The sequence below is a fragment of the Nocardioides sp. JS614 genome, from assembly GCF_000015265.1.
GTDB lineage: Bacteria > Actinomycetota > Actinomycetes > Propionibacteriales > Nocardioidaceae > Nocardioides.
The window spans coordinates 4,349,321-4,374,976 of the sequence record NC_008699.1; the positions used below are offsets into that span (position 1 = coordinate 4,349,321).

The 25,656-nt window shown below is 72.7% G+C and carries 25 protein-coding genes; 13 read left to right on the plus strand and 12 right to left on the minus strand.

The window, feature by feature from the left end:
- Window positions 1-134: 134 nt before the first annotated feature.
- From NOCA_RS22305 to NOCA_RS22345, 9 genes are read left to right on the plus strand one after another with little or no spacing between them, the layout of a single operon-like run.
- Window positions 135-1,361 (plus strand): beta-ketoacyl-[acyl-carrier-protein] synthase family protein, encoded by a 1,227-nt coding sequence (locus NOCA_RS22305; RefSeq protein WP_011757544.1) that lies wholly within the window; start codon window positions 135-137, stop codon window positions 1,359-1,361.
- Window positions 1,358-1,759: a nuclear transport factor 2 family protein gene (locus tag NOCA_RS22310; RefSeq protein WP_011757545.1), complete on the plus strand. Its 402-nt coding sequence runs from the start codon at window positions 1,358-1,360 to the stop codon at window positions 1,757-1,759. Before NOCA_RS22305 ends, NOCA_RS22310 begins: the two co-directional genes overlap by 4 nt.
- A 39-nt stretch (window positions 1,760-1,798) precedes the next feature.
- Window positions 1,799-2,731 (plus strand): SDR family oxidoreductase, encoded by a 933-nt coding sequence (locus NOCA_RS22315; RefSeq protein WP_011757546.1) that lies wholly within the window; start codon window positions 1,799-1,801, stop codon window positions 2,729-2,731.
- A 46-nt stretch (window positions 2,732-2,777) separates the two neighbouring features.
- Window positions 2,778-4,460: an AMP-binding protein gene (locus NOCA_RS22320; protein WP_011757547.1), complete on the plus strand. Its 1,683-nt coding sequence runs from the start codon at window positions 2,778-2,780 to the stop codon at window positions 4,458-4,460.
- Entirely contained in the window at window positions 4,457-5,302 is an 846-nt protein-coding gene (locus NOCA_RS22325; RefSeq protein WP_011757548.1) for a branched-chain amino acid ABC transporter permease, read from the plus strand. Before NOCA_RS22320 ends, NOCA_RS22325 begins: the two co-directional genes overlap by 4 nt.
- The gene (locus NOCA_RS22330; RefSeq protein ID WP_011757549.1) at window positions 5,299-6,357 is read left to right on the plus strand and encodes a branched-chain amino acid ABC transporter permease; all 1,059 of its coding nucleotides are present in this window, start codon (window positions 5,299-5,301) and stop codon (window positions 6,355-6,357) included. The genes NOCA_RS22325 and NOCA_RS22330 overlap by 4 nt, the downstream gene beginning before the upstream one ends.
- Complete coding sequence (locus NOCA_RS22335) at window positions 6,354-7,118, plus strand: ABC transporter ATP-binding protein (RefSeq protein ID WP_011757550.1); 765 nt, start codon at window positions 6,354-6,356, stop codon at window positions 7,116-7,118. The genes NOCA_RS22330 and NOCA_RS22335 overlap by 4 nt, the downstream gene beginning before the upstream one ends.
- On the plus strand, window positions 7,115-7,822 hold the full coding sequence (locus NOCA_RS22340) for an ATP-binding cassette domain-containing protein (RefSeq protein ID WP_011757551.1): 708 nt from the start codon (window positions 7,115-7,117) through the stop codon (window positions 7,820-7,822). The genes NOCA_RS22335 and NOCA_RS22340 overlap by 4 nt, the downstream gene beginning before the upstream one ends.
- A complete protein-coding gene (locus NOCA_RS22345; RefSeq protein ID WP_011757552.1) occupies window positions 7,819-8,964 on the plus strand; it encodes a CaiB/BaiF CoA transferase family protein in 1,146 nt (381 codons plus the stop codon). Before NOCA_RS22340 ends, NOCA_RS22345 begins: the two co-directional genes overlap by 4 nt.
- Before the next feature lie 147 nt (window positions 8,965-9,111).
- Here the strand turns inward: NOCA_RS22345 and NOCA_RS22350 are convergent, their stop codons facing one another.
- The 10 genes from NOCA_RS22350 to NOCA_RS22395 all read right to left on the minus strand — a co-directional run bounded on the left by NOCA_RS22350 (window position 9,112) and on the right by NOCA_RS22395 (window position 19,597).
- Window positions 9,112-10,314, minus strand: a complete 1,203-nt coding sequence (locus NOCA_RS22350; protein ID WP_011757553.1) for an ABC transporter substrate-binding protein — start codon at window positions 10,312-10,314, stop codon at window positions 9,112-9,114.
- An 80-nt stretch (window positions 10,315-10,394) separates the two neighbouring features.
- Window positions 10,395-11,453 carry an acyl-CoA dehydrogenase family protein gene (locus NOCA_RS22355; RefSeq protein ID WP_011757554.1) on the minus strand — a complete coding sequence of 353 codons (1,059 nt, stop codon included), beginning with the start codon at window positions 11,451-11,453 and terminating at the stop codon, window positions 10,395-10,397.
- Window positions 11,450-12,526 carry a phosphotransferase family protein gene (locus NOCA_RS22360; protein ID WP_011757555.1) on the minus strand — a complete coding sequence of 359 codons (1,077 nt, stop codon included), beginning with the start codon at window positions 12,524-12,526 and terminating at the stop codon, window positions 11,450-11,452. The genes NOCA_RS22355 and NOCA_RS22360 overlap by 4 nt, the downstream gene beginning before the upstream one ends.
- Complete coding sequence (locus NOCA_RS22365) at window positions 12,523-13,836, minus strand: acyl-CoA dehydrogenase family protein (RefSeq protein WP_011757556.1); 1,314 nt, start codon at window positions 13,834-13,836, stop codon at window positions 12,523-12,525. Before NOCA_RS22365 ends, NOCA_RS22360 begins: the two co-directional genes overlap by 4 nt.
- 51 nt (window positions 13,837-13,887) lie before the next feature.
- Window positions 13,888-15,036, minus strand: coding sequence for a thiolase family protein (locus tag NOCA_RS22370; RefSeq protein ID WP_011757557.1), 1,149 nt, complete (start codon window positions 15,034-15,036; stop codon window positions 13,888-13,890).
- A 2-nt stretch (window positions 15,037-15,038) separates the two neighbouring features.
- Window positions 15,039-15,488, minus strand: coding sequence for a Zn-ribbon domain-containing OB-fold protein (locus tag NOCA_RS22375; RefSeq protein ID WP_011757558.1), 450 nt, complete (start codon window positions 15,486-15,488; stop codon window positions 15,039-15,041).
- A gap of 29 nt (window positions 15,489-15,517) precedes the next feature.
- On the minus strand, window positions 15,518-16,348 hold the full coding sequence (locus NOCA_RS22380) for an SDR family NAD(P)-dependent oxidoreductase (protein ID WP_443189691.1): 831 nt from the start codon (window positions 16,346-16,348) through the stop codon (window positions 15,518-15,520).
- A complete protein-coding gene (locus NOCA_RS22385) occupies window positions 16,327-17,568 on the minus strand; it encodes an acyl-CoA dehydrogenase family protein (protein WP_011757560.1) in 1,242 nt (413 codons plus the stop codon). Before NOCA_RS22385 ends, NOCA_RS22380 begins: the two co-directional genes overlap by 22 nt.
- Window positions 17,565-18,032 carry a MaoC family dehydratase gene (locus NOCA_RS22390; protein ID WP_011757561.1) on the minus strand — a complete coding sequence of 156 codons (468 nt, stop codon included), beginning with the start codon at window positions 18,030-18,032 and terminating at the stop codon, window positions 17,565-17,567. Before NOCA_RS22390 ends, NOCA_RS22385 begins: the two co-directional genes overlap by 4 nt.
- On the minus strand, window positions 18,029-19,597 hold the full coding sequence (locus NOCA_RS22395; protein WP_011757562.1) for an acyl-CoA carboxylase subunit beta: 1,569 nt from the start codon (window positions 19,595-19,597) through the stop codon (window positions 18,029-18,031). Before NOCA_RS22395 ends, NOCA_RS22390 begins: the two co-directional genes overlap by 4 nt.
- Before the next feature lie 121 nt (window positions 19,598-19,718).
- Here NOCA_RS22395 and NOCA_RS22400 point away from each other — a divergent pair, with 121 nt between their 5' ends.
- From NOCA_RS22400 to NOCA_RS22415, 4 genes are read left to right on the plus strand one after another with little or no spacing between them, the layout of a single operon-like run.
- Window positions 19,719-21,383 carry an AMP-binding protein gene (locus NOCA_RS22400; protein ID WP_011757563.1) on the plus strand — a complete coding sequence of 555 codons (1,665 nt, stop codon included), beginning with the start codon at window positions 19,719-19,721 and terminating at the stop codon, window positions 21,381-21,383.
- Complete coding sequence (locus NOCA_RS22405; RefSeq protein ID WP_011757564.1) at window positions 21,380-22,354, plus strand: NAD(P)H-dependent flavin oxidoreductase; 975 nt, start codon at window positions 21,380-21,382, stop codon at window positions 22,352-22,354. Before NOCA_RS22400 ends, NOCA_RS22405 begins: the two co-directional genes overlap by 4 nt.
- Window positions 22,347-23,144, plus strand: a complete 798-nt coding sequence (locus NOCA_RS22410) for an enoyl-CoA hydratase (RefSeq protein WP_011757565.1) — start codon at window positions 22,347-22,349, stop codon at window positions 23,142-23,144. The genes NOCA_RS22405 and NOCA_RS22410 overlap by 8 nt, the downstream gene beginning before the upstream one ends.
- Window positions 23,134-23,673 (plus strand): thioesterase family protein, encoded by a 540-nt coding sequence (locus tag NOCA_RS22415; protein WP_011757566.1) that lies wholly within the window; start codon window positions 23,134-23,136, stop codon window positions 23,671-23,673. The genes NOCA_RS22410 and NOCA_RS22415 overlap by 11 nt, the downstream gene beginning before the upstream one ends.
- Here the strand turns inward: NOCA_RS22415 and NOCA_RS22420 are convergent.
- Window positions 23,654-24,403 carry an enoyl-CoA hydratase/isomerase family protein gene (locus tag NOCA_RS22420; protein WP_011757567.1) on the minus strand — a complete coding sequence of 250 codons (750 nt, stop codon included), beginning with the start codon at window positions 24,401-24,403 and terminating at the stop codon, window positions 23,654-23,656. The two genes, NOCA_RS22415 and NOCA_RS22420, sit on opposite strands and share 20 nt — an antisense overlap.
- A complete protein-coding gene (locus tag NOCA_RS22425; RefSeq protein ID WP_238383388.1) occupies window positions 24,403-25,608 on the minus strand; it encodes a thiolase family protein in 1,206 nt (401 codons plus the stop codon). The genes NOCA_RS22420 and NOCA_RS22425 overlap by 1 nt, the downstream gene beginning before the upstream one ends.
- Between the last annotated feature and the right edge of the window lie 48 nt (window positions 25,609-25,656).

A 25,656-nucleotide genomic window follows, 5' to 3' on the forward strand; every position in this document is an offset into this window, starting at 1 on the left:
GTCAACTTCTACTACGGTTCGGGGACCGCTCGGGCCACCGGCACCCCGCCGGCACCACGCGGGCACCAGGTCGGATGTCGGCGCGATGATGGACGGCACCGAGGAACCCCACGACACGGACGGAGACGGACGGCATGAGCCGAGAGCACGCCGGGGTCGCGATCACGGGGATCGGCGCGATCACCCCCGTGGGCGCGAGCCCCGAGGAGTTCACCCGCGCCCTGGATGAGGGCCGCACGGCCATCTCGCCCGCGCCCTGGGCCGACGCCGAGGCGCCCACCTCCTGGGCGGCCATGATCGCCGACTTCGACCCGCTGGACTGGATGGATCCCCGCCTCGTCGACGGCACCGACCGGTTCGCGCAGTACGCGCTGGCCGCGGCCCAGCAGGCCGTCGAGGACCACGGCGAGCCGCTCGAGCCGGGCACCGGCGTGGTGATCGGTACGACGATGGCGGGCGTCACCTCGCTGACTGAGGCGCAGCGCCAGCTGGACCTCGTCGGCCCCGAGGCGGTCCACCGCAAGCTCAACATCCGGGCCTGGCCGAACATGGCCGCGGGCCAGATCGCGATCCGGTACGCCCTGCACGGGCCGCTGCTCACGGTGTCGACCGCCTGCGCGTCGAGCATCGACGCCCTCGGCACCGCCATGGGCATGATCCAGACCGGACGCGCCGACGTCGTGATCGCCGGCGGCACCGAGCGTGGCCTGTGCGAGGTGCTGCACCACTCGCAGGCCAGCTACGGGATGACGAACCCGGTCACCGACCCGATGCTCGCGACGATGCCGTTCGACCGGCGGCGCAGCGGGCTGGTCGAGGGCGAAGGCGCAGCGGTGTTCGTGCTCGAGAGCCTCGAGCGCGCCACCGCACGCGGCGCGCGCATCCACGGCGTGCTGGCCGGCTACGGCTCGCTCTCCGACGGCTCGCACCCCTCCTCCCCCGACCCGAGCGGCGCCTACGAGGCGCAGGCGATGCGGGACGCGCAGCGGATGGCCGGCGTGACCCCGGACGACGTGGTCGGGCTGGTGGCGCACGCGACCAGCACCCCGAAGGGCGACACCGTCGAGATCAGCGCGATCAACCAGGTCTTCGGCGAGCGCGACGACTCGCTCCACGTCACCTCGATCAAGGGCAGCGTCGGCCACACCGGCGCCGCGTCGGGAGGCATGGGACTGGTGCTCGCGCTGCACGCCATCGCGACCGGCCGGCTCGCCCACATCCCGACCACGCACGAGGTCGAGGAGGGCGCCCGCTTCCACATCGTGACGCAGAAGCCCGCGATCGCCGACTTCCGCACCGTCCAGGTCAACGCCTTCGGCTTCGGCGGGCAGAACGCCTCGATCGTGGTGACGCGGCCATGAGCGCGACCGTGGACGGCACCCGCCGGGACGCCGTGGCCCGCTGCGCCGCGCAGTGGTCCCGCTGCTCCCAGGCCGGCGACTTCGACGGCATGCTCGCCCTCACCGCCCCCGGCATGACCGCGTGGCAGACCGGTGGTCAACCGCCCCGGCTGTTCATCGACGCGCTCGCCGACATCCGCGCGATGCGCGAGCGGATGGGGCCGTGGGAATACCTGTACCCGCGCCTGATCGTCGACGAGCGCGGCTTCTGCGAGCAGCACGTCGTCCGGTTCACCCGTCCGGACGGCAGCGTGCGCGACTTCACCGCCTGCGTCGTGGCCGAGGTGGACGAGCGGGGCCTCATCTCCCGGCTCGACGAGTACCTCGACCCCGCCCGCAGCTCGACCTGGGTGGCCTGAGCCACCACGCCCGGAACGTCACCTCCGAAAGGACTTCCCATGCACGGCATCTGCGACGGTCGCGTCGTCATCGTCACTGGCGCGGGGCGCGGCCTGGGCCGCGCCCACGCCCTGGAGTTCGCCCGCCAGGGGGCGCGGGTCGTGGTCAACGACACCGGGGGTGGGGTCGACGGCACCGGTGGCGACCGGGCTGTGGCCGACATCGTGGTCGACGAGATCAGGGCGATGGGTGGCCAGGCGGTCGCGAACTACGCCGACGCCGCCGACTGGGAGGGCTCCGCGACCCTGGTCAGCGACGCCCTCCATGCCTTCGGCCGCCTCGACACACTGGTGAACAACGCGGGCATCCTGCGCGACCGGATGTTCGTGAACATGACCGTCGAGGAGTGGGACGACGCGATCCGCGGACACCTGCGCACGACCTTCGCCTGCTCCAAGCACGCGGTGGCGCACTGGCGAGCAGAGTCCCAGGCTGGCCGCGACGTCGACGCCCGGATCATCAACACCTCCTCACCGTCCGGCCTCTACGGCAACGTCGGCCAGAGCAACTACGGCGCAGCGAAGGCGGGGATCGCGGCCTTCACGATCATCACCGCGACCGAGCTGGCCCGTTACGGCATCACCGTGAACGCCATCGCCCCGGGGGCCCGCACCCGGATGACCGAGAACCTCGCCGTGCTCGACGGTGCCGCCACCGCGGCCGACCACGGGTTCGACGAGATGGCGCCGGAGAACGTCTCCCCCCTGGTCGTCTACCTCGGCAGCAGCCGCTCGGCCCGGATCACCGGCCGGGTCTTCAACGTGTGGGGTGGCCGGGTCAGCGTCGCCGAGGGCTGGGTCGCCGGCCCGGGTGAGGACCAAGGCGGGCGCTGGACGGTCGACGAGCTCGAAGTGGTGCTGCCCACCCTGGTGGGCCAGGCGGCGTCGAACGCCGACACCTGGGGCGTGCGCACGGAGTCGTCGCTCGCCTGACGGATTCGAACTTGACGTCGATGTCAATTCTTCCTAGCGTCCTACTGTGATCCCCGACACCCCCGCCGCGACTGCGCTCGAGCTCCGCTGGGGACCGACGAGCACGTGGCACGTCGGTGCCCACCTCCAGCGGCAGGCGAGCGAGCGACCGGACGCGCCCTACCTCGCGATCGGGGACTCCCCGCTGCACACGTTCGGGCAGGTCGCCACCGACGCCGAGCGCGTCGCAGCCCGGCTCTGGTCCCTCGGCCTGCGCGCCGGCGACCCGGTCCTGTTCTTCCTGCCGACGTCCTGGGCGGCGGTGCACGGGTGGCTCGGCGCCAAGCTCCTCGGTCTGGTCGACGTCCCGCTCAACCACGCCTACCGCGGCGAGTCACTCACCCACGCCGTCCGGCTGTCGGGCGCGCGGGTGATCGTGGTCGCCCTGGAGCTGCTCCCCGAGCTCACCCGCATCCTGGACCGGCTCGACGACCTCGTGGTCGTCGTCGCCGACGGCGCGGCGCCGGCGGACTCCGGCGCGCTCTCCCTCGACGAGCTGCCGACTCCGACGGACTGGGAGGCCGCCAGCCCCGCCCACAGCGCGCTGTCGACAGTGCTGCTCACGTCGGGGACGACCGGGCCGGCCAAGGGCGTGATGATGACCAACGCCCAGACCCACACGATCGCGCGCGAGTGCGCCGAAGGCCTGCGGATGGGCCCGGAGGACGTCTTCTACTGCTTCCACCCGCTCTTCCACATGGCCGGGCGGTTCGGCGCGCTGTACGCCGCGCTCGTCATGGGCGGCCGGGTGACCCTGGACGTCGGATTCACACCCGAGTCATGGATCGACCGGATCCGGGAGTGCGGCGCGACCGTCACGATCGCCCACGGACCGATGATCGAGATGGTGCACGCGACCCCCCGTCGCCCCGACGATGCGACGACGGCACTGCGCGCCGTGCTCGCCGCACCGCTACCGGCGGCGATCGGCGTGGACTTCGAGGAGCGCTTCGGCGTGGTCGCCCTGGAGACCTGGGGCATGACCGAGGTCACCGCCTGCTGCTGGCGTCCGTACGACGCGCCGCTGCGGCTCGGCGCAGCCGGTCGGCCGCTCGACGACCTGGTGGAGATCACCGTCGTCGACCCGGACACCGACGAGCCGCTCCCGGCGGGCCGGGTCGGGGAGATCACGGTCGTGCCGCGGCATCCGTGGCTGATCATGCAGGGCTACCTCGGGATGCCCGAGGCGACCGTGCAGGCGTGGCGCAACCTCCGCTTCCACAGCGGCGACGCCGGCTACCTCGACGAGGACGGCTGGCTGCACTTCGTCGACCGCCTCGGTGACCGGATCCGCCGCAAGGCCGAGAACATCTCCTCCTACGAGATCGAGGTCGCGGCGAGCAGCCACCCCGGGGTCCTCGAGGTGGCGGCCGTCGGTGTGCCGATCAGCCCGTCCGACGACGAGATCAAGCTGTGCGTCTCCACCGAGGCGGGCTTCAACGCCGAGGCGCTCTTCCGGCACCTGGTCGCCGAGCTCCCCCACCACATGGTCCCGCGGTACGTGGAGCGGCTCGAGGCGCTGCCACGCACACCGACCAACAAGATCCGCAAGCGCGAGCTCCGCGAGCGCGGGGTCACCCCGGACACCTGGGACTACAAGGCGGCAGGCCTGTCCATCCGAGCCCTCCGCACGACCACGGATCACGACCTCGCCCGCCACCCAGCACCCGCGAAAGGCACCCCAGCATGAGCGAGCTCCTCGAGTACGTCGTCCAGGGCATCCTGATCGGGTCGGCCTACGGCCTGGTCGCGCTGCCGATCAGCATCGTCTACGCGACCACCCACTCCATCGACGCGGCCGTCGGCAGCCACGCGGTGGTCGCGGCCACCACGGCCGCCGCCGTCGGCGGACCTGTCGGGATCGTGGCCGGCATCGGAGCCGGGCTGGCGACGACCGCGCTCGTCGCGACGACGTACCTGATCCTGCGCAGCCGCGGGGCGGTCGACCCGATCACGATCGTGCTCGCCACGTTCGGCATCGCGTTCGGCCTCCAGGCCCTCGTGCTGCTGTGGCACGGACGCGAGCCCGTCGTCGGGCACTCGTTCCGCTCCAACTGGGACATCGCCGGGATCTCGGTGAACCCCCAGTCGGCGCTCAACATGGCGTTCGGACTGGTCGCGATGACCGTGATCACGCTGGTGCTCGCACGAACACCGCTCGGCCGGTCGCTGCGGGCGTGCGCCGACAACCCCCTCGGCGCCCAGCTGGCCGGGCTCTCGGTCCGCCGGCTGCAGACCACCGCGATCATGCTGGGGGGTGGCCTGGCCTCGGTCGCCGGCGTCCTGCTGTTGTACACCACCGGCGTCAGCTACTCCTCGGGGCTGGCGATCACCCTGACGGCCATCGGCGCCGCGGTGGTCTTCGGGTTCCGGGGCCCGATCCACGGCTTCGTCGGCGGCCTGCTGTTCGGTGTTGTGCAGGCCCTGGTCGCCGGCTACGCCGAGACCGGCGTGGCGGCTGCCATCCCCTACCTGTTCATCTTCCTGGCCCTGACCCTGGGCCGCTCGACCGCATCGGTGGCCCGGGCATGAGCACCGCAGGCCTCCGGCAGCTGGCGCGCCGACAGCGCCCGACCCTCGTCCTCACGGCCGCCGTGATCGTGATCATGATCGCGATCGGCCAGGACCCCGCCCAGGTCGACTCCGCGATCACGATCGCGGTGTTCTCCCTCCTCGCCCTCTCGGTGGCGATCTCCTACGGCCAGGCGGGTGTCCTCTCCGTGGCCCAAGCGGCGTTCGCGGCGATCGGCGCCTACGCGACCGCGATCCTGACGACCCGCTGGGAGCTGCACCCCCTCATCGGGCTCGTCGGCGCGGTCCTCGTCCCGGCGGTCATCGCCTACCCGCTGTCGCGCCTCGTCGGCCGCCTCTCGCACCTGGCGCTCGCGGTCGCCACCCTCGTGTTCGGCGAGATCGTGGTGATCCTGCTCCGTGAGGGCGGTGACTTCACCGGCGGCTACATCGGCATCTCCGGGATCCCGCCGCTCCCCTGGGCGCTGGACCTGAAGAACTACGCGATCTTCGCCTGGGTCCTGGTGATCCTCGTCGTCGGGCTCTACGCCAACCTGGTGTCGAGCAGCCACGGCCGAGGACTTCAGACGATCCGCTGGGACACGCTGCGCGCCCGCGCCGACGGCGTCGACGTGCCCGCGCGGGTGGCCGGCGTCTTCAGCCTCTCCGCCGCGATCGCGGGCCTGGCCGGCTGGCTCTACGCCCATTACCTGACCTTCCTGGCGCCGGAGTCGCTGCCGAGCGCCTTCTCGATCACGGCGATCCTGATGGCCGTCGTCGGCGGCACCCGCTACGTCCTCGGCCCGATCGTCGGCGCGACGATCCTGCTCTACGTCAACAACACGCTGCCGTCCGAGGAGGCGCAGGGCCTGCTGTACGGCGCCGCCCTGGTCGTCGCGCTGCTCGTGGCCCCCCAGGGCGTGCTCGGGCTGCTCGACCAGGCGTGGCACGCCCTGCGTCGACGCGGCTCGGACCCGGCCCCGACCCGACCAGCACCCGACCCCGAGCTCGAGCCCGAGCCGGACCGACCCGCCACGGTGGCGGCGACCAGCGACCAGCAGGAGGTGGCCCGATGAGCCTCGTCGCGACCGATCTCGCCGTGACGTTCGGCGGCGTGAGTGCGCTCGCCGGCGTCGGCATCACCTTGGAGCCGGGCACCATCCATGGGGTGATCGGGCCGAACGGCTCGGGCAAGAGCACGATGTTCAACTGCCTGACCGGCTTCATCCGGCCCGACCGCGGCACGGTGGCGCTGGACCAGCGCGACATCAGCTCGGTGGCGTCCCACCGGCGCATCCAGCTCGGGCTCGCCCGGACGTTCCAGACACCGCGCTTCGATCCGACGACCACGGTGTGGCAGGCCGTGGCCTGCGGCTTCTACCCCTCCTCCGGGCGCGGGCTGCTGTCGTCGCTGGTCTGGGCGCCCTGGGTCGGTCGGGCCGAGCGCCGCACCGCCGAGCGGACCGACGCCCTCCTGGCCGACTTCCGGCTCGAGGACGTCCGCGACGCGACGATCGGCGAGCTGCCGCTCGGCCGGGTGCGACTGGTCGAGGTCGCCCGCGCGATGGCGATGTCGCCGCGCTACCTGCTGCTCGACGAACCGGCGGCCGGACTGGCCACGGACGAGCAGGAGCTGCTCGCGGCCGAGCTCGCACGGCTCTCGGCCGCCGGGGTCGGCGTGCTGATCGTGGAGCACAACTTCGACATGGTCGTCCGGATGTGCGACCGGATCCTCGTCCTCGACCGGGGCACGATCCTGGTCGAGGACACCGCGGCCGCGGTCGCGGCGGACCCGGCCGTGCAACGGGTGTACCTCGGCCTGGAGGAGGTGGCATGAACGCCAACGGACTCTCGTGCACCGGCCTCGACGCCGGCTACGGCCGGATGGTGGTCTGTCGCGGCATCGACCTCGAGGTGGAGCCCGGCGGGCTGCTCGCGATCCTGGGGCCCAACGGCGCCGGGAAGAGCACCCTGCTCCGGGCCCTGGCCGGCATCACCCAGAAGGCCGGGAAGGTGCGCCTCGGCGACGTCGACGTCACCAGCAAGCGCGCGACCGCACGCGCCCGCGCCGGTATCGCCTTCGTCCCCGAGACCCGCGGGAACATCTTCCCTGCGATGACGGTGCGCGAGAACCTCGCCGTCGCCGGCCAGGCCACGCCGGCAGAGCGGCGCCGCGTCCGCGCCACCTTGGTCGAGGACCTCTTCCCCGCTCTCACGACGTACGCCGGCCGGGCCTCCGGCCTGCTCAGCGGCGGCGAGCAGCAGATGCTGGCACTCGCGATGGCGCTGCTCGCCGACCCGAAGGTGATCCTGCTCGACGAGCCGTCCCAGGGTCTCGCGCCCGCGGTGTTGCGCAACATCGAGGAAGCGCTGCTCGCGCTGCGCCCCTCGGGCATCACGGTCGTGCTCGCCGAGCAGAACCAGCACTTCGCGTCCCGGCTGGCCGATCGGGTGCTCCACATCAGCGGCGGCCGCCTGATCTCGCCGGCGGAGGCCTTCGAGGAGGAGACGGCCGACGGAGCCATCGGCGTACTCCCGTGACCCTCCCGGGACCCGGCGCCCTCGCGGGAGTCCGGGTCGTCGACCTCTCCCGCAACGCGCCGGGACCGTACGCGTCGATGCTGCTCGCCCGCCTCGGCGCCGAGGTCGTCACCGTCGCGGGCGGGCGGACCGGCGAGGCGTTGCCCGAGCTCGCGATGGGCAAGCGCCAGATCACCCTCGACCTCCGCAGCGGCGACGGAGTCCGCGCCCTGGAGCGCCTCGTGGCCGAGGCCGACGTGCTGCTCGAGTCCTTCCGCCCAGGCGTGCTGGACCGGCTCGGCGTGGGCTACGAGCACCTCGCCGCGCTCAACCCGCGGCTCGTGTACTGCGCGCTGACCGGCTACGGCCAGCAGGGCCGGTTGCGGGCCGCGGCCGGGCACGACATCAACTACCTGGCGGTCACCGGCGTCCTCGGCTGCCTGGGCCCCGCCGGTGAGCCGGCCGTCCCCCCGATCAACCTGGTGGCGGACATGGGCGGCGGCGGACTGTGGGCGGCGTTCGGCGTCCTCGCCGCCCTGCACGAGCGGTCGCGGACCGGCCGGGGCCGGTTCGTCGACGCCTCGATGGTCGACGGAGTGCTCTCGATGATGGGCACCTGGATGACCGCCTGGGGCACGAGCATCATGCCGGCGCGCGGCGAGGGCCTGATGAGCGGGAAGGCGCCGTTCTACCGCTGCTACCGCTGCGGAGACGGCGAATGGGTGGCGGTCGGTGCGATCGAGCCGCGGTTCTTCCGCGAGCTCTGGAGGGTGGTCGGTCTCCCCGGTGAACCGCCGGACCACCTCGACCCGGCCGGCTGGCCCGACCTCGGTGCGCGGCTGGAAGCGGTCTTCGCCACCCGCGACCGCGACGAGTGGGCCGACCTCGCCTCGGACGAGTGCTGCCTGACCCCCGTCCTCGCCCCCGACGAGGTGCGTCGTCACCCGCACCACCGCGACCGGCTGCCGCAGGGCGCGGACGTGGCCCCGGCGGAGCTCTTCCCCCGGGTCGACTGGCTGAGCGCCAACCCGTGGGTCGCCGACGGGGACGAGACCGAGGCGATCCTGCGCAACGCCGGGCTGGACGAGGACACCCTCGCCCGGGTGGTGAGCGCCCTCGCGTCGGTGCCCCGCCCTGAGCTGGCCTGGCCGCCCGCCCGCTGACCCGCCTGTCGCGCGGCCGCCCCGCGGGTCGCTGCGGGACGCCGCTTCGGCCCCAGCGCGGCAGCATCGCTGACGGCAAAGGCCGGCCCCGGACGCGCCGAGGCCCCGGCGGTGGCACCGCCGGGGCCTCGTCCTGACTGGAGGTGGTCAGGCGTTGGGGTCGTACGTCGCGAACGCACCGTCCTCGACGACCAGGAGGGCCAGGGCGTCGGTGCCCATCCCGTCCCGCTCGTCCTCGGTGTAGCAGACCGACTCGCCGATCGCGTAGGTGTTGAGGTCGCACACGGTCGCCATCGCGTCGCGGAGCTTCTCCCCGGTGATCTCGCCCTCGACCTTCTCGGCGCCGGCGGCCACCACCTGAGCGCCGTTGGCACCCGCGGCCTCGAACGACGTGGCCTCGAACCCGGCCGCCTCGAGCAGGTCCTTGAGCTGCTGCTCGTCCTCGGACGGGTCGTTCCAGTTGTTCATCGCGACCATGTGGACACCCTCGGCGTCGGGGCCGGCGCCGTCGATGAAGCCCTGCTGGGCCAGGCCGATGCCGCCCCACATGTCCACGTCGGAGCCACCCTGGCGGACCGCCCGCGCGATGCCGACGCCGAGCGCGGTCGCACCGGTGACGAGCAGGACGACGTCCGGGTCGGCGTTGCGCAGCTTGGTCGCCTGCGCGGTGAAGTCGGTGTCCGTGACCGCGGCGCTGGTCTCCGCGACGATCTCGAGCCCGGCCTTCTCGACCTGCTCCTCGAGGTACGCGACGCTGGCGTCGCCGTACGCCGACTGCTCGGCGAAGATGCCGATCCGGGTCTTCCCCTCGGCCACCACCTGGTCGAACATCGCCTGCATGGTGACCAGGTCGCTCGGCGCGGACCGGAAGATCCAGGGCCAGAAGTCGTTGGCCTTGTCGGTCACCGAGATCGTGCCGTTGGTGGCCAGGATCGGCGTCTTCAGGCCGGCCGCGATCGGTGCGTAGGCGAGCGTGTTGCCGCCTGCGGTGGTGCCGATGATCACGTCGACCTTGTCCTGGGTGATCAGCTTGCGGGCCTGCTGGGCCGCCTCGGTCGGGTCGGTCTTGTCGTCGGCCTCGAAGATCTCGATCTGCTGGCCGTTGATCCCGCCGTCCTCGTTGATCTGGTCGAGCACGACGCGGGCGCCGTTGCGCTCGCTGATGCCGTACGGCGCCGCGGGGCCGGTCAGGGAGAACAGCAGGCCGACCCGCAGGGGGTCATCGGCGCTGCCGCTGTCAGTGCCGGACGCGCTGCCGGCCTCGCCGTTGCCGCACGCGGCGACACTCAGCATCGATCCGAGAGCGATCGCCGCGACCAGCGCGCGCCGCACCGTCTTGAAACGGGTCATCTCATCCTCACAGGGGTCCAGCACATGCATCGGGTCATGTGGTCTCGGCCACACACGATAGAATGAACTTGACGTCAATATCAAGTAGTGGCGCCAAGACTTTTCAAGACGTCCTCACGATGCCGCTCCGCAGCGCCGTACAGCGCCAGGTCCGACTCGGCCCGGCGTACGTGCAGGTGCGCGGAGTGCTCCCAGGTGAACCCGATCCCACCGTGCAGCTGGACGTTCTCCAACGCGCAGTGCAGGTAGGTCGGGGCGCAGGTCGCGCCGGCCATCGCCACGGCGAGCCGGGCCTCCGGGGCCTCCTCCTGGACCGCCCAGGCGACGTGCTCGACGGCGGACAGGCTGAGGTCGAGATCGATCGCCAGGTCCGCACAGCGGTGCTTGATCGCCTGGAACGAGCCGATGGTGCGACCGAACTGGACCCGCGTGAGCGTGTAGGCGATCGCACTCTCGAGCGCCGCCTCCGCGCCGCCGTGCTGCTCGCAGGCGACGGCCGCGGAGCGCGCCCGGCGCACCCGGTCCACCGCGTCCGCGTCGAGCGGCCGGCCCAGGGGGCGCGCGGGAGCGCCGTCCAAGGTGATCCGGGCGAAGTCGCGCACCAGGTCCATCGAGTCCAGCACCTGCCGGTGCACACCGGCGGCGGCCAGGTCGACCGACCACAGCTGGAGCCCGGGGTCGAGGACCAGCAGCAGGTCCGCGGACATCCCGTCGACGACGTCGTCGAGCCGACCGCTGAGCCGCCGGCGGGCACCGTCGGCGGTGAGCCCAGGGGCGTCCAGCACGGCCGCGGCGACCAGGTCGCCGCTGAGCAGGCCGGGCAGGAGATCACCCACCGCGGCCCGGTCCTCGGACGCGAGGAGCAGCGCCTGCCCGACCACGACCGACCCGAGCACGGGCAGCGGCGCCAGCACCCGGCCGCACTCGCGCTGCACGATGGCAAGGGCGCCGAAGCCGGCACCGGCGCCGCCCAGCCCCTCGGGCACGTCGAGGCCGGCGAAGCCGAGCTCGCCACAGGCCCGGCGCCACAGGTCCCGGTCGACGCGCGCGCCGACCGGGCGGTCGCGTACCTCGGTGCCGGACAGGAAGTCACGGACGACGTCCTGCCAGGTCGCGAGGTCCTCGTCGCGGATGATCACGGCGTCACCCCCAGCAGGCTCAGGGCGCGCTCCCCGAGGGCGGGGACCTGGTCGCCGCGCTCGGCCATCCGCGGATCGCTCGTCTCGCCGCGCAGGTGCCGGTCGTAGAGCTGCTGCATGATCACCGCCGTCTTCCAGCACCCGAAGGCCTCGTACCAGTCCACCGTGGCCCGGTCGATGTCGAGACCGGACCGCTCCGCGTAGCGCGCGACGACCTCGTCCTTGCCGGGCAGCCCCAGGTTCTCGAGCCCCGGAATCGCGAGCGCCGGCGTGCCGTCGTCGCCGGGCCAGTAGTTGAGCATCGTGCCGAGGTCGACGAGCGGGTCGCCGAGCGTCGCCATGTCCCAGTCGAAGACGGACACCACGCGATCGGGGTCTCCGGGGGCGAACTGGCAGTTGTCGGTCTTGAAGTCGTTGTGGACGATCGCGGTGCGACTGGTCGCCGGGAGCCCGGCCACCAGGGCCGTTCCGGCGCGCTCGACCGCCGTGCCCGGCCCCGGCGAGACGGCCTCCCACCGTCCCAGCCAGCCCCGCAGCTGCCGCTCCAGGTAGCCGGCGGGCCGGCCCAGGTCCTGCAGGTCGCAGGTAGCGGGGTCGACCAGGTGCAGGTCGGCCAGGGCGTCGACGACCGCGAGGCCGATCCTGCGCCCGGCATCGGGCGCGGTCGAGAGCTCCGGGGGGACCCGGTCCCACACGACGATGCCGGGGCGGTACTCCGAGACGAAGAACCGCGAGCCGATCACGGACTCGTCCTCGCAGTAGAGCAGCGCGCGCGGCGCACGCGGGTAGGCCCGGTGGAGGCGCGACAGCACGCGGTGCTCCCGGGCCATGTCGTGCGCGCCGGGGGCGAGCTTCCCGAACGGCGGGCGCCGGACCACCAGCTGGGTGTCGCCGAAGGCGACCTGGTAGGTGAGGTTCGCCGAGCCGTTCGGGAACTGGAGCACCGAGAGCGGGCCGTCGAGGTCGGGCAGCTGGGCGCGCAGGTGCGCCGCCAGGGCCGCCCAGTCGAGGTCCTCCCCCGCGCGCACGGGCGCGAGCTCGGGGTGGTCGGTGGCCTCCGTCACGCTCCTCACGGCGTCGGGACCTGCTCGTCGAGCTCCGCCAGCTCGGCCAGCTCGGTCGCGAAGCGGGCACGGGCGGCTTCCTTCGCCGCGATCAGGTGCCCGGTGGGGAACAGCCCGGGGGTCGGCGCGACGCCCTTGAGCAGCTGCTTGGCGACCGCGACCTTGTGCAGCTCGGTCGCGCCGTCGGCGAGGCCCATGTGGTAGCTCTCCAGCACCCACTTGCCGAACGGCATCTCGGTCGAGATGCCGAGCGAGCCGTGCAGCTGGATGGCCCGGCCCGCGACGTCGAGCAGCACCTTCGGCATGGCGGCCTTGACCGCGCTGATGTCGGCGATGACGGCCCGGTAGTCCTGGTAGCGGTCGATCTTCCAGGCGGTCTGCAGCACCAGCAGGCGGAACTGCTCGAGCTGGATCCAGGAGTCGGCGATCATCTCCTGCACGAGCTGGCGGTCGGCGAGGGTGCCGGTGCCGCTGCGTCGGGAGACGGCGCGCTCGAGCATCATGTCGAGCGAGGACCGCACCAGCCCGACCGTGCGCATCGCGTGGTGGATGCGGCCGCCGCCGAGCCGGGTCTGCGCGACCGCGAAGCCCCGGCCACGTTCGCCGAGCAGGTGGTCCCGCGGGATGCGCACGTCCTCGTAGCGCAGGTAGGTGTGGTGGCCCTCGTCCTCGTCGTGGCCCCAGACCCCCACGTCGCGCACGATCGTGATGCCCGGGGTGTCGGCGGGGACGACGAACATCGATGCCCGCCCGTGCCGGTCCGCGTCCGGGTCGGTGACGGCCATGGTGATGAAGAACGACGCGAAGCTCGCGTGCGAGGAGAACCACTTCTCGCCGTTGATCACCCACTCGTCGCCGTCCAGCTCGGCGCGGGTCACGAACGCCGTCGGGTCCGAGCCGCCGGTGGGCTCGGTCATCGAGTAGCAGGACACGATGTCGTTGGCCAGCAGGGGCTCGAGGTAGCGCTCCTTGAGCTCCGGGGTGCCGTAGTGCGCGAGGATCTCGGCATTGCCGGAGTCGGGGGCGTGGCAGCCGAAGACGACCGGGGCACTGTGGCTGCGGCCGAGGATCTCGTTGAGCAGCGCCAGCTTGAGCTGGCCGTAGCCCGGTCCCCCGAGCTCGGGGCCGAGGTGGCAGGCCCACAGCTCCTGGTCGCGGACCTGCTCCTGGAGCGGCTTGATCAGCCGGTTGCGCAGCGGGTCGCGCACGTCCCAGGCGTGCTCGATGACATGGTCGACGGGCTCGACCTCCGCGCGGACGAACTCGTCCACCCAGTCCAGCTGCTTCTGGTAGTCCTCATCGGTCTCGAAGCTCCACACGTCGGTGGCCTCCTCGGTTCGTGACGGCGACGCCGTCGGTGGGTTCAGGGATCAGCGCGTGAGCACGGTGCATGCGGAGATGCCGGGAGCGCCGTACACCTGCGTGAAGCCGACGCTCGGCCCGCCGGGAACCTGGCGCTCCCCCGCCTGGCCGCGGAGCTGGAGCACGACCTCGTGCACCTGACGCAGCCCGGAGGCACCGATCGGCTCCCCGTTCGCGAGCACGCCGCCGTCGGTGTTGACCGGGATCCGGCCACCGATCTCGGTCTCGCCGTCGACCAGCAGCTTCTCCTGCTCGCCGTGCTCGCAGAGCCCGGTCTCGGCCATGTGCATGATCTCCGCGCCGGACTCGGTGTCCTGGATCTGGGCGACCTGGACGTCGGAGGGCGCGACGCCCGCGGCCTCGAAGGCGGCCCGGGAGGCGTCGGTCGTGGCGCTGTCCACCCGGTGCGGCGAGAGCCACGGGCTGTAGACCTCGAACGACCCGAACCGGCGCGAGCGCAGCTCGGCGGAGCTCAGGAAGACCGGCGCCGTGGTCAGCGTCCGGGCCCGCTCGGCGCTCGCGACGATCAGCGCGACCGCGCCCTCGCCCGGCGAGCAGAACATCAGCTTGGTCAGCGGGTCGTTGACCATCGGTGCGTCGGCGATCTGTTCGGCAGCGACCGGCTTCTGCCGCCAGGCCTTCTCGCTCAGGGAGCCGTTGCGGTACGCCTTCTCCGCCACCAGCGAGAGCGCCGACGGGCTCACCCCCCACTCGTGGAGGTAGCGCTGGATCTTGGTGGCGAAGAACTGCGTGGTGACCATGAACCCGGTCTCGCCGTACCAGGAGCCGAGGCCGACGTTCTCGGGCGACTCGTTGAACGCCCCCGGCGGGTGCTTGTCGAAGCCGAGGACCAGCCCGAGGTCGCGCTCGCCGGACTTGATCGCGTTGGCGGCCGAGATCAGCGACGAGCCACCGGTGCCGCAGCCGTTGTAGACGTTGATGAACGGGGCGCCGGTGAGACCGAGCAGGGAGATCAGCGTGTCGGCGTCACCGCACGAGTAGGTGCCACCGAAGGCGAACTGCATGTCCGACCAGGTGACGCCCGCGTCCGCGCACGCCTCGTGGACCGCCGACACCGCCATCTGGCGGCCGGTGACCCCGGGCTGCCGGCCGAACTTGGTCATCCCGATCCCGACGATCGCGACGTCGTTGCTCATGGTCACTTCTCCTGTCCGGCCGCGCCGGTGGGCGCGAACCCGTAGGTGAGGACCCGGGTGCCGTCCTCGTCGGTCCAGGCGGGCACCGCACACAGGGCCACCGGCGTCCCGATGCCGAGCCGCGCCGGGTCGTTCTCCGTGAAGCGCGCCACGACGATCACCTCGCCGAGGTCGACGTAGCCCATCCCGAACGGGACGTACTCGCCGTCGTGCCGGAACGGCGGCTTGGGCTCGAAGTGCTGGACGGTCGCCGACCAGATGGTGCCCTCGCGCGGCAGCACGACCTCGGGCATGCTCGCCCCGCCGCAGCGCGGGCAGCCGTCCTGCCGCGGGAAGGTGGTGGTGCCGCAGTCAGCGCACCGCGAGCCCAGCAGGCTCGGCACGCCACCGTGGCCGGGGTCGTCGGCGTCGGCGGCGAACAGCGAGTCATCGACGAGGCGGGTCGTGGTCATCGGGGCTCCTCGGGAGGTCGGGACGGCGCTCAGGCTGAGCCGAAGCTGACGACACCGCGGCCGCCGTCGACGGGCAGCACCGCGCCCGTCGTGTACGACGAGGCGTCGCTCGCGAAGTAGACGGCGGCCCCGACGACCTCGTCGGGGTCCCCCGCACGTCGCATCGGGTAGTGCGCGAGGTCGCCGGTCAGGGCGTCCATGTCCCAGCCTCGCGACATGTCGGTCAGGAACGGGCCGGCCATGATCGTGTTCACCCGGACCGAGGGGCCGAACGCCTGCGCGAAGCCGGCGGTGAGCACGTTGAGGCCGCCCTTGGCGGCGGCGTAGGGGAGGTCGGTGGTCATCGGGCGCACCGCGGCGCTGCTGCTGATGTTGATGATCGAGCCGCCGGCGCCGGCGGCCATCCGGGTCGCCACCAGGGCGGTGAGCCGGAACGGGCCCTTGAGGTTGACCCCGATCACCTTGTCGAAGAGCTCCTCGGTGACCTGGTCCAGGCCGGGGTACGTCGGCGCCAGGCCCGCGTTGTTGACCAGGACGTCGACCCGGCCGAACTCGGCGTACGCCGCCTCGACGAGCGCGCCCACCTCGTCCCAGTGGCCGACGTGCGCAGCGTGCGGGAACGCCCGGCGGCCGTGCTCGCGCTCGACCTCCTCGGCCAGCGCACGGCAGTCGTCGAGCTTGCGGCTGGAGATGACGACGTCGGCGCCGGCGCGGGCGAAACCGCGCACCATGGCGCGGCCGAGGCCACGGCTGCCGCCGGTCACGAGGGCGACCTTGCCGAGCAGGGGCTGGGCCGGGGAGCCAGTGGTCGGGCTCGAAGCTGGGCTCGAGGTTGAAGTCACCGGGGCAGGTCCTTCCACGGGGTGTCCTTGTCGGCGCGCGGCTCGGCCGGCATGCCGAGCCAGCGCTCGGCGATGATCGTGCGCTGGATCTCGTCGGAGCCGCCGGCGATCCGGTAGCCGGGGGCGCCCAGCACGTGCTCACCCCACACGTAGGTCCCCCAGTCGCCGTGGTCGACGACCAGCCGGGGCCCGAGGATGCGGCGGGCGGCGGCGGTGACGTCGAGCATCCGGCCGACCCACTGCATCATCCGGATCGAGCCGATCGCGCCCATCGGCTCGCCGCTCTCGCGGGCCGCCTGGTCACGGGCCACGGCGACGGCGCCGAGACGCTCGCTGATGACGGCCTTGGCGAGGTCCTGGCGGACGAACGGGTCGTCCAACACGTCCGCCCACTGGGCCGTGGCGAGCAGCTGGCGCCAGTTGCCGCCGACGTGCGCGTTGTTGTTGGCGGCCTGCCGCTCGAAGCCGAGCGTGGTCAGGGCGACCTTCCAGCCCTCGCCGATGTCGCCGATCCGGTGGGAGTCGGGCAGCCGCACGTCGGTGAGGAAGACCTCGCTGAAGCTGCTGCCGCCGGACATCTGCCGCAGCGGGCGGACCTCCACCCCGGGCCAGTCCATCGGGATCATGAACGCGGTCATCCCCGCGTGCTTGGGCTGGGTCGGGTCGCTGCGGCAGATCAGCTCGCCCCAGTCGGCGAACTGCGCTCCGGAGCTCCACACCTTCTGCCCGTTGATGACCCACTCGTCGCCCTCGCGTACGGCGCGGGTGCCGAGCGCGGCGAGGTCGGACCCGGCCGAGGGCTCGGAGAAGAGCTGGCAGCAGATCCGCTCGCCACGGAGGAAGGCCGGGATCAGCTCGGTGCGCATCGCCTCGGTGCCGAACAGCCGGACGGTGGGCGCGATCAGGTGCTGGGTCACCGAGAACGTCTCGTGGGGACGCGGGGTCTCGTAGCGCGCCTCGAGCTCGTCGAAGGCGTCGAGGTGCTCGGCGCCGAGCCCACGGCCGCCGTACTCCGGCTCCCAGGTGATCGCGCCGAAGCCCGCCTCGAGCTTGCGGCGCTGCCAGTCCTTGAGCTCCCCGAGGAGCGCGGACTCCTCCTCGAAGGTCAGGTTGTGGAAGACCGAGACGTCGAGCTCACCCTCGCCCCAGACGATCGTCTCGTCCTCGTCGCGACGCGGGAGCCCGCTCGCCGCGAGGAACGCCTCCGCCTCGGCCCGGAACTCCTCGAGCGGGATCATGCGTCCTCCGGGAAGTAGAAGCGCGCCAGCATCCGGGCGACGCAGGCCGGTTTCGCCGCGCCCTCCAGCTCCACGGTGAGGTCGAGGCCGGCCTGGACCCCGCCGTCCGGGGTCTCGTCCGCCTGCACGAGCACCGCGCTGGCGCGGACCCGGCTGTCGACCGGGACGGGGGTCGGGAAGCGAACCTTGTCGAGGCCGTAGTTGATGCCCATCGAGGCCGTCGGCACGCTGAGCAGCTGGTCGAGGAGTCCGGCGAGGTAGGACAGTGAGAGGTAGCCGTGCGCGATGGTCCGGCCGAACGGGCCGGCCGCGGCTCGCTCCGGGTCGACGTGGATCCACTGGTGGTCGCCGGTCGCGTCGGCGAACAGCTGGATCCGGGCCTGGTCGATCGTGGTCCAGCCGGTGGCCCCCAGGTCGGTGCCGGCGCCGGCGAGCAGCTCGGCGCGGGACGCGAACACGGTCATGCGGCACCCGTCCTGGAGCTCGAGGCCGCCTCGTTCGACGCCTCGACCAGGCGCTTGGCCGGCGCGGCGGCCGCCGAGGGGTGCCACAGCCGCAGCGCTGCCAGCAGCGTCGCCCGGGTGTCCTCGGGGCGGATGATGTCATCGATGATGCCGGCCTCAGCCGCTGCGAACGGCCGAGTGACGGTCTCGCGGTACTCCTCGGCCAGGCGTGCGCGCAGCAGCTCCGGGTCCTCGGCGGCGGCGAGCTCGCGCCGGTGCAAGATGTTCACCGCGCCGCCCGGTCCCATGACGGCGAGCTCGGCGTCCGGGTAGGCCCAGGCGAAGTCGGCCCCGAGCGACTTCGATCCCATCGCGATGAAGGCGCCGCCGTAGGCCTTCCGCGCGACGACGGTGAGCCGGGGGCTGTCGGCGTCGACATAGGCGTCGAGCACCTCGGCGCCCTCCGCGATGATGCCGCCGCTCTCCTGCGCCGCGCCGGGCATGAACCCGGGCACGTCCACGAACGTCACGATCGGGAGGTGGAACCGGCCGCAGAAGCGCACGAACCGGGCGATCTTGCGCGAGCTGGTGATCTCGAGGATCCCGCCCCGCCGGTGCGGCTGCGAGGCGACGATCCCGACCGGCACGCCGCCGAGCCGGGCGAACGCCGTGATCACGCTGGTGCCGTAGTCCGGCATCATCTCGAAGGACTCGGACCCGTCGACGACGGCTCGCACCAGCCGGTGCATGTCGAAGACCTCGCTGCCGCGTCGCGGGACCACGGTCGCGATCTCGCGGGCGTGCTGGGGGGCCGGCTCACAGGGGGCGGTGAGCGGCAGCTCGTCCGCGCTGTTGGTCGGCACGAAGGACAGCAGCTCGCGGACCCGGTCGAAGGCCTCCTCCTCGGTGTCGACCGCGAGGTGGGCGACGCCGCTGCGGATGGTGTGCAGCTCGGCGCCGCCGAGGTCGGCCGAGGAGACCTCCTCGCCGATCGCCGCGCGGACCACGTCCGGTCCGGTCAGGAACATGTGGCTGGTCCCGCGGACCATGATCGTCCAGTCGGTGAGAGCGGGCGAGTACGCCGCGGCCCCGGCGCACGGGCCGAGGATCACCGAGACCTGCGGGACCAGGCCCTTCGCGCGCACGTTGCGCCGGAACATCTGCCCGCACCCGTCGAGCGAGTCGATGCCTTCGTTGATGCGGGCGCCGCCGGAGTCGTTGAGGTAGACGATCGGCATCCGGAGCGAGATCGCGCGGTCCTGGAGGTCGGCCACCTTGAGCGCGAACCCGGAGCCGATCGACCCGCCGCTGTGGGAGAACTCGTGGCTGACGACCGCCACCGGGCGCCCGTCGACGGTCCCGAAGCCGGTGACGACACCGTCGCCGTCGTGGAGCTTGTCCGCGTTCCGGCTGGTGCTCTGGCGCAGCGCGCCGGTGGGCGCGAACGAACCGTCGTCGCAGAGTGCCTGGGCCCGCTCGAGCGCGGTGCGGCGACGGCCCCCGCGCGGCTCGGGGACGGCGTCGGACAACCGCCGCTCGAGCTCGCGCCGCGACGCGCTCGGCCCGGTCTGAAGGTGGTTGGTCACGCCTGCACCGTAGGCTCTTTTGATATTGACGTCAAGTTCAATCTCATCGTACGATGACGATCCGCTCGGGCGGGGCCGAGCGCCGATACTGACGTCGGGGACGAGAGGGACAACGAGCCAGATGAGCACCGAGAACGCCGAGCCGGCCGTCGGCACGCTGCCGGGGCGGGCGCCGCTGACCGAGAGCTACTGGCCCGCCGACACCAGCATCGACCTCGACCGGACGACGGTCGGTGAGCTGCTGCGCCGGGCCGCCGACCAGGTCCCGGACCGGATCGCCCTCGTCGACGGAACCGTCGACCCGGCGGATCGGCGCCGCTGGACGTACGCCGAGCTCCTCGAGATCGCCGAGCAGGTCGCGGACGCCCTGCTCGCCCGCTTCGAGCCCGGGGAGCGGCTCGCGATCTGGGAGATCAACCGGCCGGAGTGGGTGATGCTCCAGCTGGGCGCCGCGCTGGCGGGCGTGGTGGTCGTCACCGTGAACCCGCAGTACCGCATCGACGAGCTGCGCTACGTGCTCGAGCAAGCCGAGGTCTCCGGGATCGCGCACGGCGCCGAGCACCGGGGCGTCTCCATGAACGATCTGGTCGCCCACGCGCTGCCGGCGGTCCCGCGGGTGCGCCACGTGATCCGCTTCGACGACTGGGAGCGGTTCCTGGCCAGCGGCACCGGGCGCCGGGAGTTCCCCGACGTCTCCCCCGACGACGACTGCATGATCATCTACACCTCCGGCACGACCGGCTTCGCGAAGGGCGCGCTGCTGCACCACCTCGGCGTCGTCAACGCCTCGAGCCTCTCGGCCCAGCGGGCGAACTTCCGCGACGGGGACTGCTGGATCAACCCGATCCCGCTCTTCCACACCGGCGGCGGCGTGCTCGGCAGCATCGGCACCCTGGCCCGGCGCGGCCGGCAGGTCGTCGTGCCGCAGTTCGAGCCCGGCCTGGTCCTGGACCTGATCGAGAACGAGGGCGGCAACCTGATCGTCACCGTGCCGACCATCCTGATCGCGCTGCTGGACCACCCGGACCGGCCCTCACGCGACCTCTCGAGCATGCGGACGATCATGTGCGGCGGCGCCAAGGTGCCCGAGGACCTGGTCCGGCGGACGAACGAGATCGTCGGCTGCGACTTCTCCATCCTCTTCGGACAGGCCGAGATGCACGGCGTGCTCACGCAGTCGCTGCCGACGGACTCTCCGCAGGACCAGGCCACCACGCTGGGCATCCCGCTCGTGCACGTCGAGGTCAAGGTCGCCGACCCCGTCACCGGGGAGCCGGTGCCGATCGGCCAGCCCGGCGAGATCTGCGCCCGCGGCTACCAGACGATGCGCGAGTACTTCCGGATGGACGAGGCGACGGCGGCGACCATCGACCGCGACGGCTGGCTGCGCAGCGGCGACGTCGGGACGATGGACGAGCGCGGCTACCTGCAGATCGCCGGGCGGATCAAGGACATCATCATCCGCGGCGGGGAGAACATCCATCCGCTCGAGATCGAGGAGCTGCTGATCCACCACCCGGGGATCGCCGAGGTCGCGGTGATCGGGATCCCCGACTCGCACTGGGGCGAGCAGGTCGCGGCGGTGGTGCGGGCCAACGGCGCGCCGCCGACCGCCGAGGAGCTCCACGCGTACTGCCGCGCGTCCCTCGCGCCGTTCAAGACCCCGAAGCTGTGGTACTTCGTCGACGAGTTCCCGATGACGCCGTCCGGCAAGATCCGGAAGGTGGAGCTCCGCTCGGGTGTCGCCCACGGCAGCCTGGGCGACCCGCTCGTCGCCGCCCGATGACGCTGCGGACCCGGCTCACCGACCTGGCCGGCGTCGAGGTCCCGATCGTCCAGGGCGGGATGCAGTGGGTGGCCCGCGCCGAGCTCGTCTCCGCCGTCGCGAACTCGGGCGCGCTGGGCTTCCTGTCCGCCCTGACGTTCCCCACTCCCGAGGACCTGGCCACCGAGATCGCGCGCTGCCGGGAGCTGACCGACCGGCCGTTCGGCGTGAACCTGACCGTGCTGCCGAGCATCGAGCCGCGGCCGTACGCCGAGTACCGCCAGGCGATCGCCGAGTCGGGCGTGCGGATCGTCGAGACGGCGGGCGCCGACCCGACCGAGCACATCGAGGACCTGGGCCGCAGCGGGGTCCAGGTGATCCACAAGTGCACGAGCGTCCGGCACGCCCTCAAGGCCGAGCGTGCCGGGGCGGCCGCGGTCACCATCGACGGCTTCGAGTGCGCCGGCCATCCCGGTGAGGACGACGTACCGGCCCTCGTGCTGCTGCCGGCGACCGCTCGGGCGGTGAGGATCCCCGTCATCGCGTGCGGCGGCCTGGCCGACGGCGCCGGGCTCCTGGCCGCCCTGGCCCTCGGCGCCGACGGCGTCTGCATGGGCACCCGGTTCATGTGCACGCGGGAGGCGCCCGTGCACGAGCGCGTCAAGGCGGCGATCGTGGCCGCCAGCGAGCGCGACACCGAGCTGCTGTTCCGGCCGCTGCGCAACACCTCCCGGGTCGCGTCGAACACCGTGGCCCGTGAGGTCGTGACACGTCTCGACGGCGGCGGGAGCTTCGCCGACGTCGCCGACCTGGTCGCCGGACGGCGCGGCCGAGCCGTCTTCGAGACCGGCGATCTCGAGGCGGGCGTCTGGTCGGTCGGTGTCTCCCAGGGCCTCATCCACGACGTGCCGACGGTCGCGGAGCTCGTGCGCCGCATCGTCGATGAGGCCCGCCGCCTCGCCCACCGGACCCGGGAGCTGCTCCATGCGTGACCCGGCCGGGCCGGTCGTGCTGGTCGAGCACGAGGGGCCGGTCGCCGTCGTGACCCTCAACCGTCCCGAGCGCGGCAACGCCATCAACGGGGCGCTCCTGGTCGCGCTGCGAGCGGCCCTGGCCGAGCTGGACGACGACGCCGGGGTGCGCGCGATCGTGCTCACCGGAGCCGGCGGTGCCTTCTGCACCGGGATGGACCTCGACGACCTCGACGACCTGATGTCGTTGCCGGACCTGGTGCCTCCGGCGCAGAGCGGCCCGACCGGGCCCTGGCCGCCGCTGATGACTCCGCTGGTGGGAGCCGTCAACGGGGCCGCGGTGACCGGCGGCCTCGAGGTGGCCCTCGCGTGCGACGTCTTGATCGGCTCGGAGCGGGCCCGCTTCGCCGACACCCATGCGCGCGTCGGGATCGTCCCCGGGTGGGGCCTGACCGTGCGGCTGCCCCTCGCGGTCGGGATCCGGGCCGCCCGCGCGATGAGCCTCACCGGCGGGTACGTCGATGCCGGGGCCGCGCTGCGGATCGGACTGCTCCACGAGGCGGTTCCGACCGACGAGCTGCTCCCGCGCGCGATCCGGGTCGCGCGCGACATCGCGGAGAACGATCCGGCCGCCCTCGCGACCTACCGGGCGATCTACGCCGATCTCGAGGCCGGGTTGGTCGGCGACGGCTACCGCGCCGAGGCCGCGTACATGCGCCGGCACCTGGCGAGCAGCTACCGGCCGGGCACCGCCCGAGAGCGCCGCGACGAGGTCATCGGCCGCGGCCGGAAGGAGATCCGTGCGACCTGATCGAATCGCCAGCGGCTTCGCCGTACCCGCCTTCGACGACGTGGCCGCGCTGCCGGAGCTGCTGCGCATCGAGGTCCCGGCGCGGTTCCAGGACGCCAACGGCCACATGAGTGCGACCCGGTACCTCACGACGTCGGTCGCGGGCGTCGAGGAGGCACTCGACCGTCTCGGCATCCCGCGCGACTGGCCCACCCGGGCCGGGCTCGGGGTGTTCACCGTCGACCAGCACCTGCACTTCCTCAGCGAGGTGACGGTGGGCTCGACGCTCACCTTCCACTGCCGGATGCTGTCGCGCGCGGAGCGCTCGGGCCAGCTCGTCGGCTACCTGCTCGACCACGACCGCCGGTCGATCTGCTTCGTGATCGAGGCGTCCTTCGTGCACGTGCGGATGGACACCCGCCGGGCAGCGGTCTGGCCGGCCATCGTCGCGACCGCGCTCGACGGCTGGGTGGCTGAGCACGCCGCGTTGCCGTGGCCGGTCGGCACGTCGCCGTGCCTGGGTGGCCGGGCTACGCGAGGAAACGGCTGAGCAGCCGGTCCGCCTCCGGCGTCTGCACGGCCCGGGTGATGGTCCGGGTCTCGTCGGCGCCACTGGCGCCCCGGTCACGCACCCACGCGTCGCGCACCAGGCGCCGCGTCTGCCCGAGCGCGTACGCCGGGCCCGCGGCCATCCGCGCGGCCAGCTCGGCCGCGGCGGCAGCCGGGTCGTCGGCGACCTGCCCGACCAGGCCCCACGCGAGCGCCTCGTCGGCAGTGACGACGCGCTGAGCGAGCAGCATCTCGAGCGCGCGTTGCTGCCCGACGGCGCGCGGCAGCAGCCAGGACACGCCGCAGTCGGGCGAGAGCCCGACCGCCGCGTAGGCCGCGACGAACTTCGTGGCCGGCTCGGCGACCACCACGTCGCAGCTCAGCATCACGGCGAGGCCGGCGCCGGCGACCGCTCCCTGCACCGCGGCGACGACGGGCTTGGCGCAGGAGTGGAGCCGGACGAGGACGCCGTCGAGGACCGTGGCCAGCGCCTCGACCCGGGCGCCGCGGTCGTCGTCCCCGAGCATCCACGCCACGTCGCCGCCGGCGCAGAAGCGCGGTCCGGCGCCGGTCAGCAGCAGCACCCGAACGGCGTCGTCGGCCACTGCGGTGTCGACGGCGTCGCCGAGGGCGAGCGCGGTGTCCATGTCGATCGCGTTGGCGGCGTCGGGACGGTCGAGGACCAGGTGGGCGACGCCGTCGGTGAGCTCGTAGCGCACGGTCCCGCTCATCACACTCTCCGGAAGAGTGCGGCGAGGGCCTGCCCGCCGCCGATGCACATCGTCACGATGCCGAGCTCGAGATCGCGGCGGACCAGGTCCTTGGCGACTCGCAGCGTCAGGTTCGCGCCGGTCGCGCCGACCGGGTGGCCGAGCGCGATGGCACCGCCGTACGGGTTGACCCGCTCGGGGTCGAGGCCGGCGTCGCGCACGCATGCCACCGCCTGCGCGGCGAAGGCCTCGTTCAGCTCGATGATCCCGATGTCGCCCGGCGTCGTACCCGTCTGTTCGAAGAGCGAGCGCAGCGCGAGGACCGGGGCGTAGCCCATCAGCTCGGGTTCCAGGGCTGCTGTCGCCACCGACACCAGCTCTACCAGCGGCGTGAGGCCGCGGTCGGCGGCCACGCGGCTGCTCGCCACCACCACCGCGGCGCCGCCGTCGTTGATCCCGGAGGCGTTGCCGGCCGTCACGGTGCCGCCCTCGGCGAACGCGGGACGGAGCCGGGCCAGGGTCTCGACGGTGGTGTCGGGCTTGGGGTGCTCGTCCTCGCTGGCGGTGAACGGCCGGCGGCCGCCGACCTCGACCGGGACGATCTCCTCGGCGAACGCGGCCCGTGCCTCGGGGGTCGCCGCCCGCCGCTGCGACTCCGCCGCGAACTCGTCCTGCTCCGCGCGGGTCACGCCGTACTTCTCGGCGACCCGCTCGGCCGTGACGCCCATGTGGATGCCGTGGAACGGGTCGGTCAGCATCATCACGGTGCCGTCGACGAGCGCGCGGTCGCCCAGCTTGTAGCCGGCGCGCGCGCCGAAGTCGTAGAACGGCATCCGGGTCATCGACTCGTCCCCGCCGGCGAGCGCGAGCTCCGCGGCGCCCCAGCGGATCTGCATGGCCGCCGACCACACGGCCTGGAGGCCGGAGCCGCACAGGCGGTTGACGGTGTACGCCGGGGTCCGGTCGGGGAGCCCCGCGGCCAGGGCGACACGGCGCGCGTTGTAGGCGTCCGGCCCGACCTGGCCGATGCAGCCCATGATGACCTCGTCGATCGCCTCGGCCTCGACGCCGGCGCGGCGGAGTGCCTCGCGGGCCGCCGTCGCGCCGAGCTCGTGGGCGGGAACGTCCCTCAACATCCCGCCGAAGCTGCCGATCGGGGTCCGCGCCCCGTCCACCACCACGATCGCGTCATCACGGGTCTCGGCCCGGGTCACAGCACTGGTCACGGGGACACAGTAGGGAATTACTAGGGCGCCCTACTACTTTTTACTAGG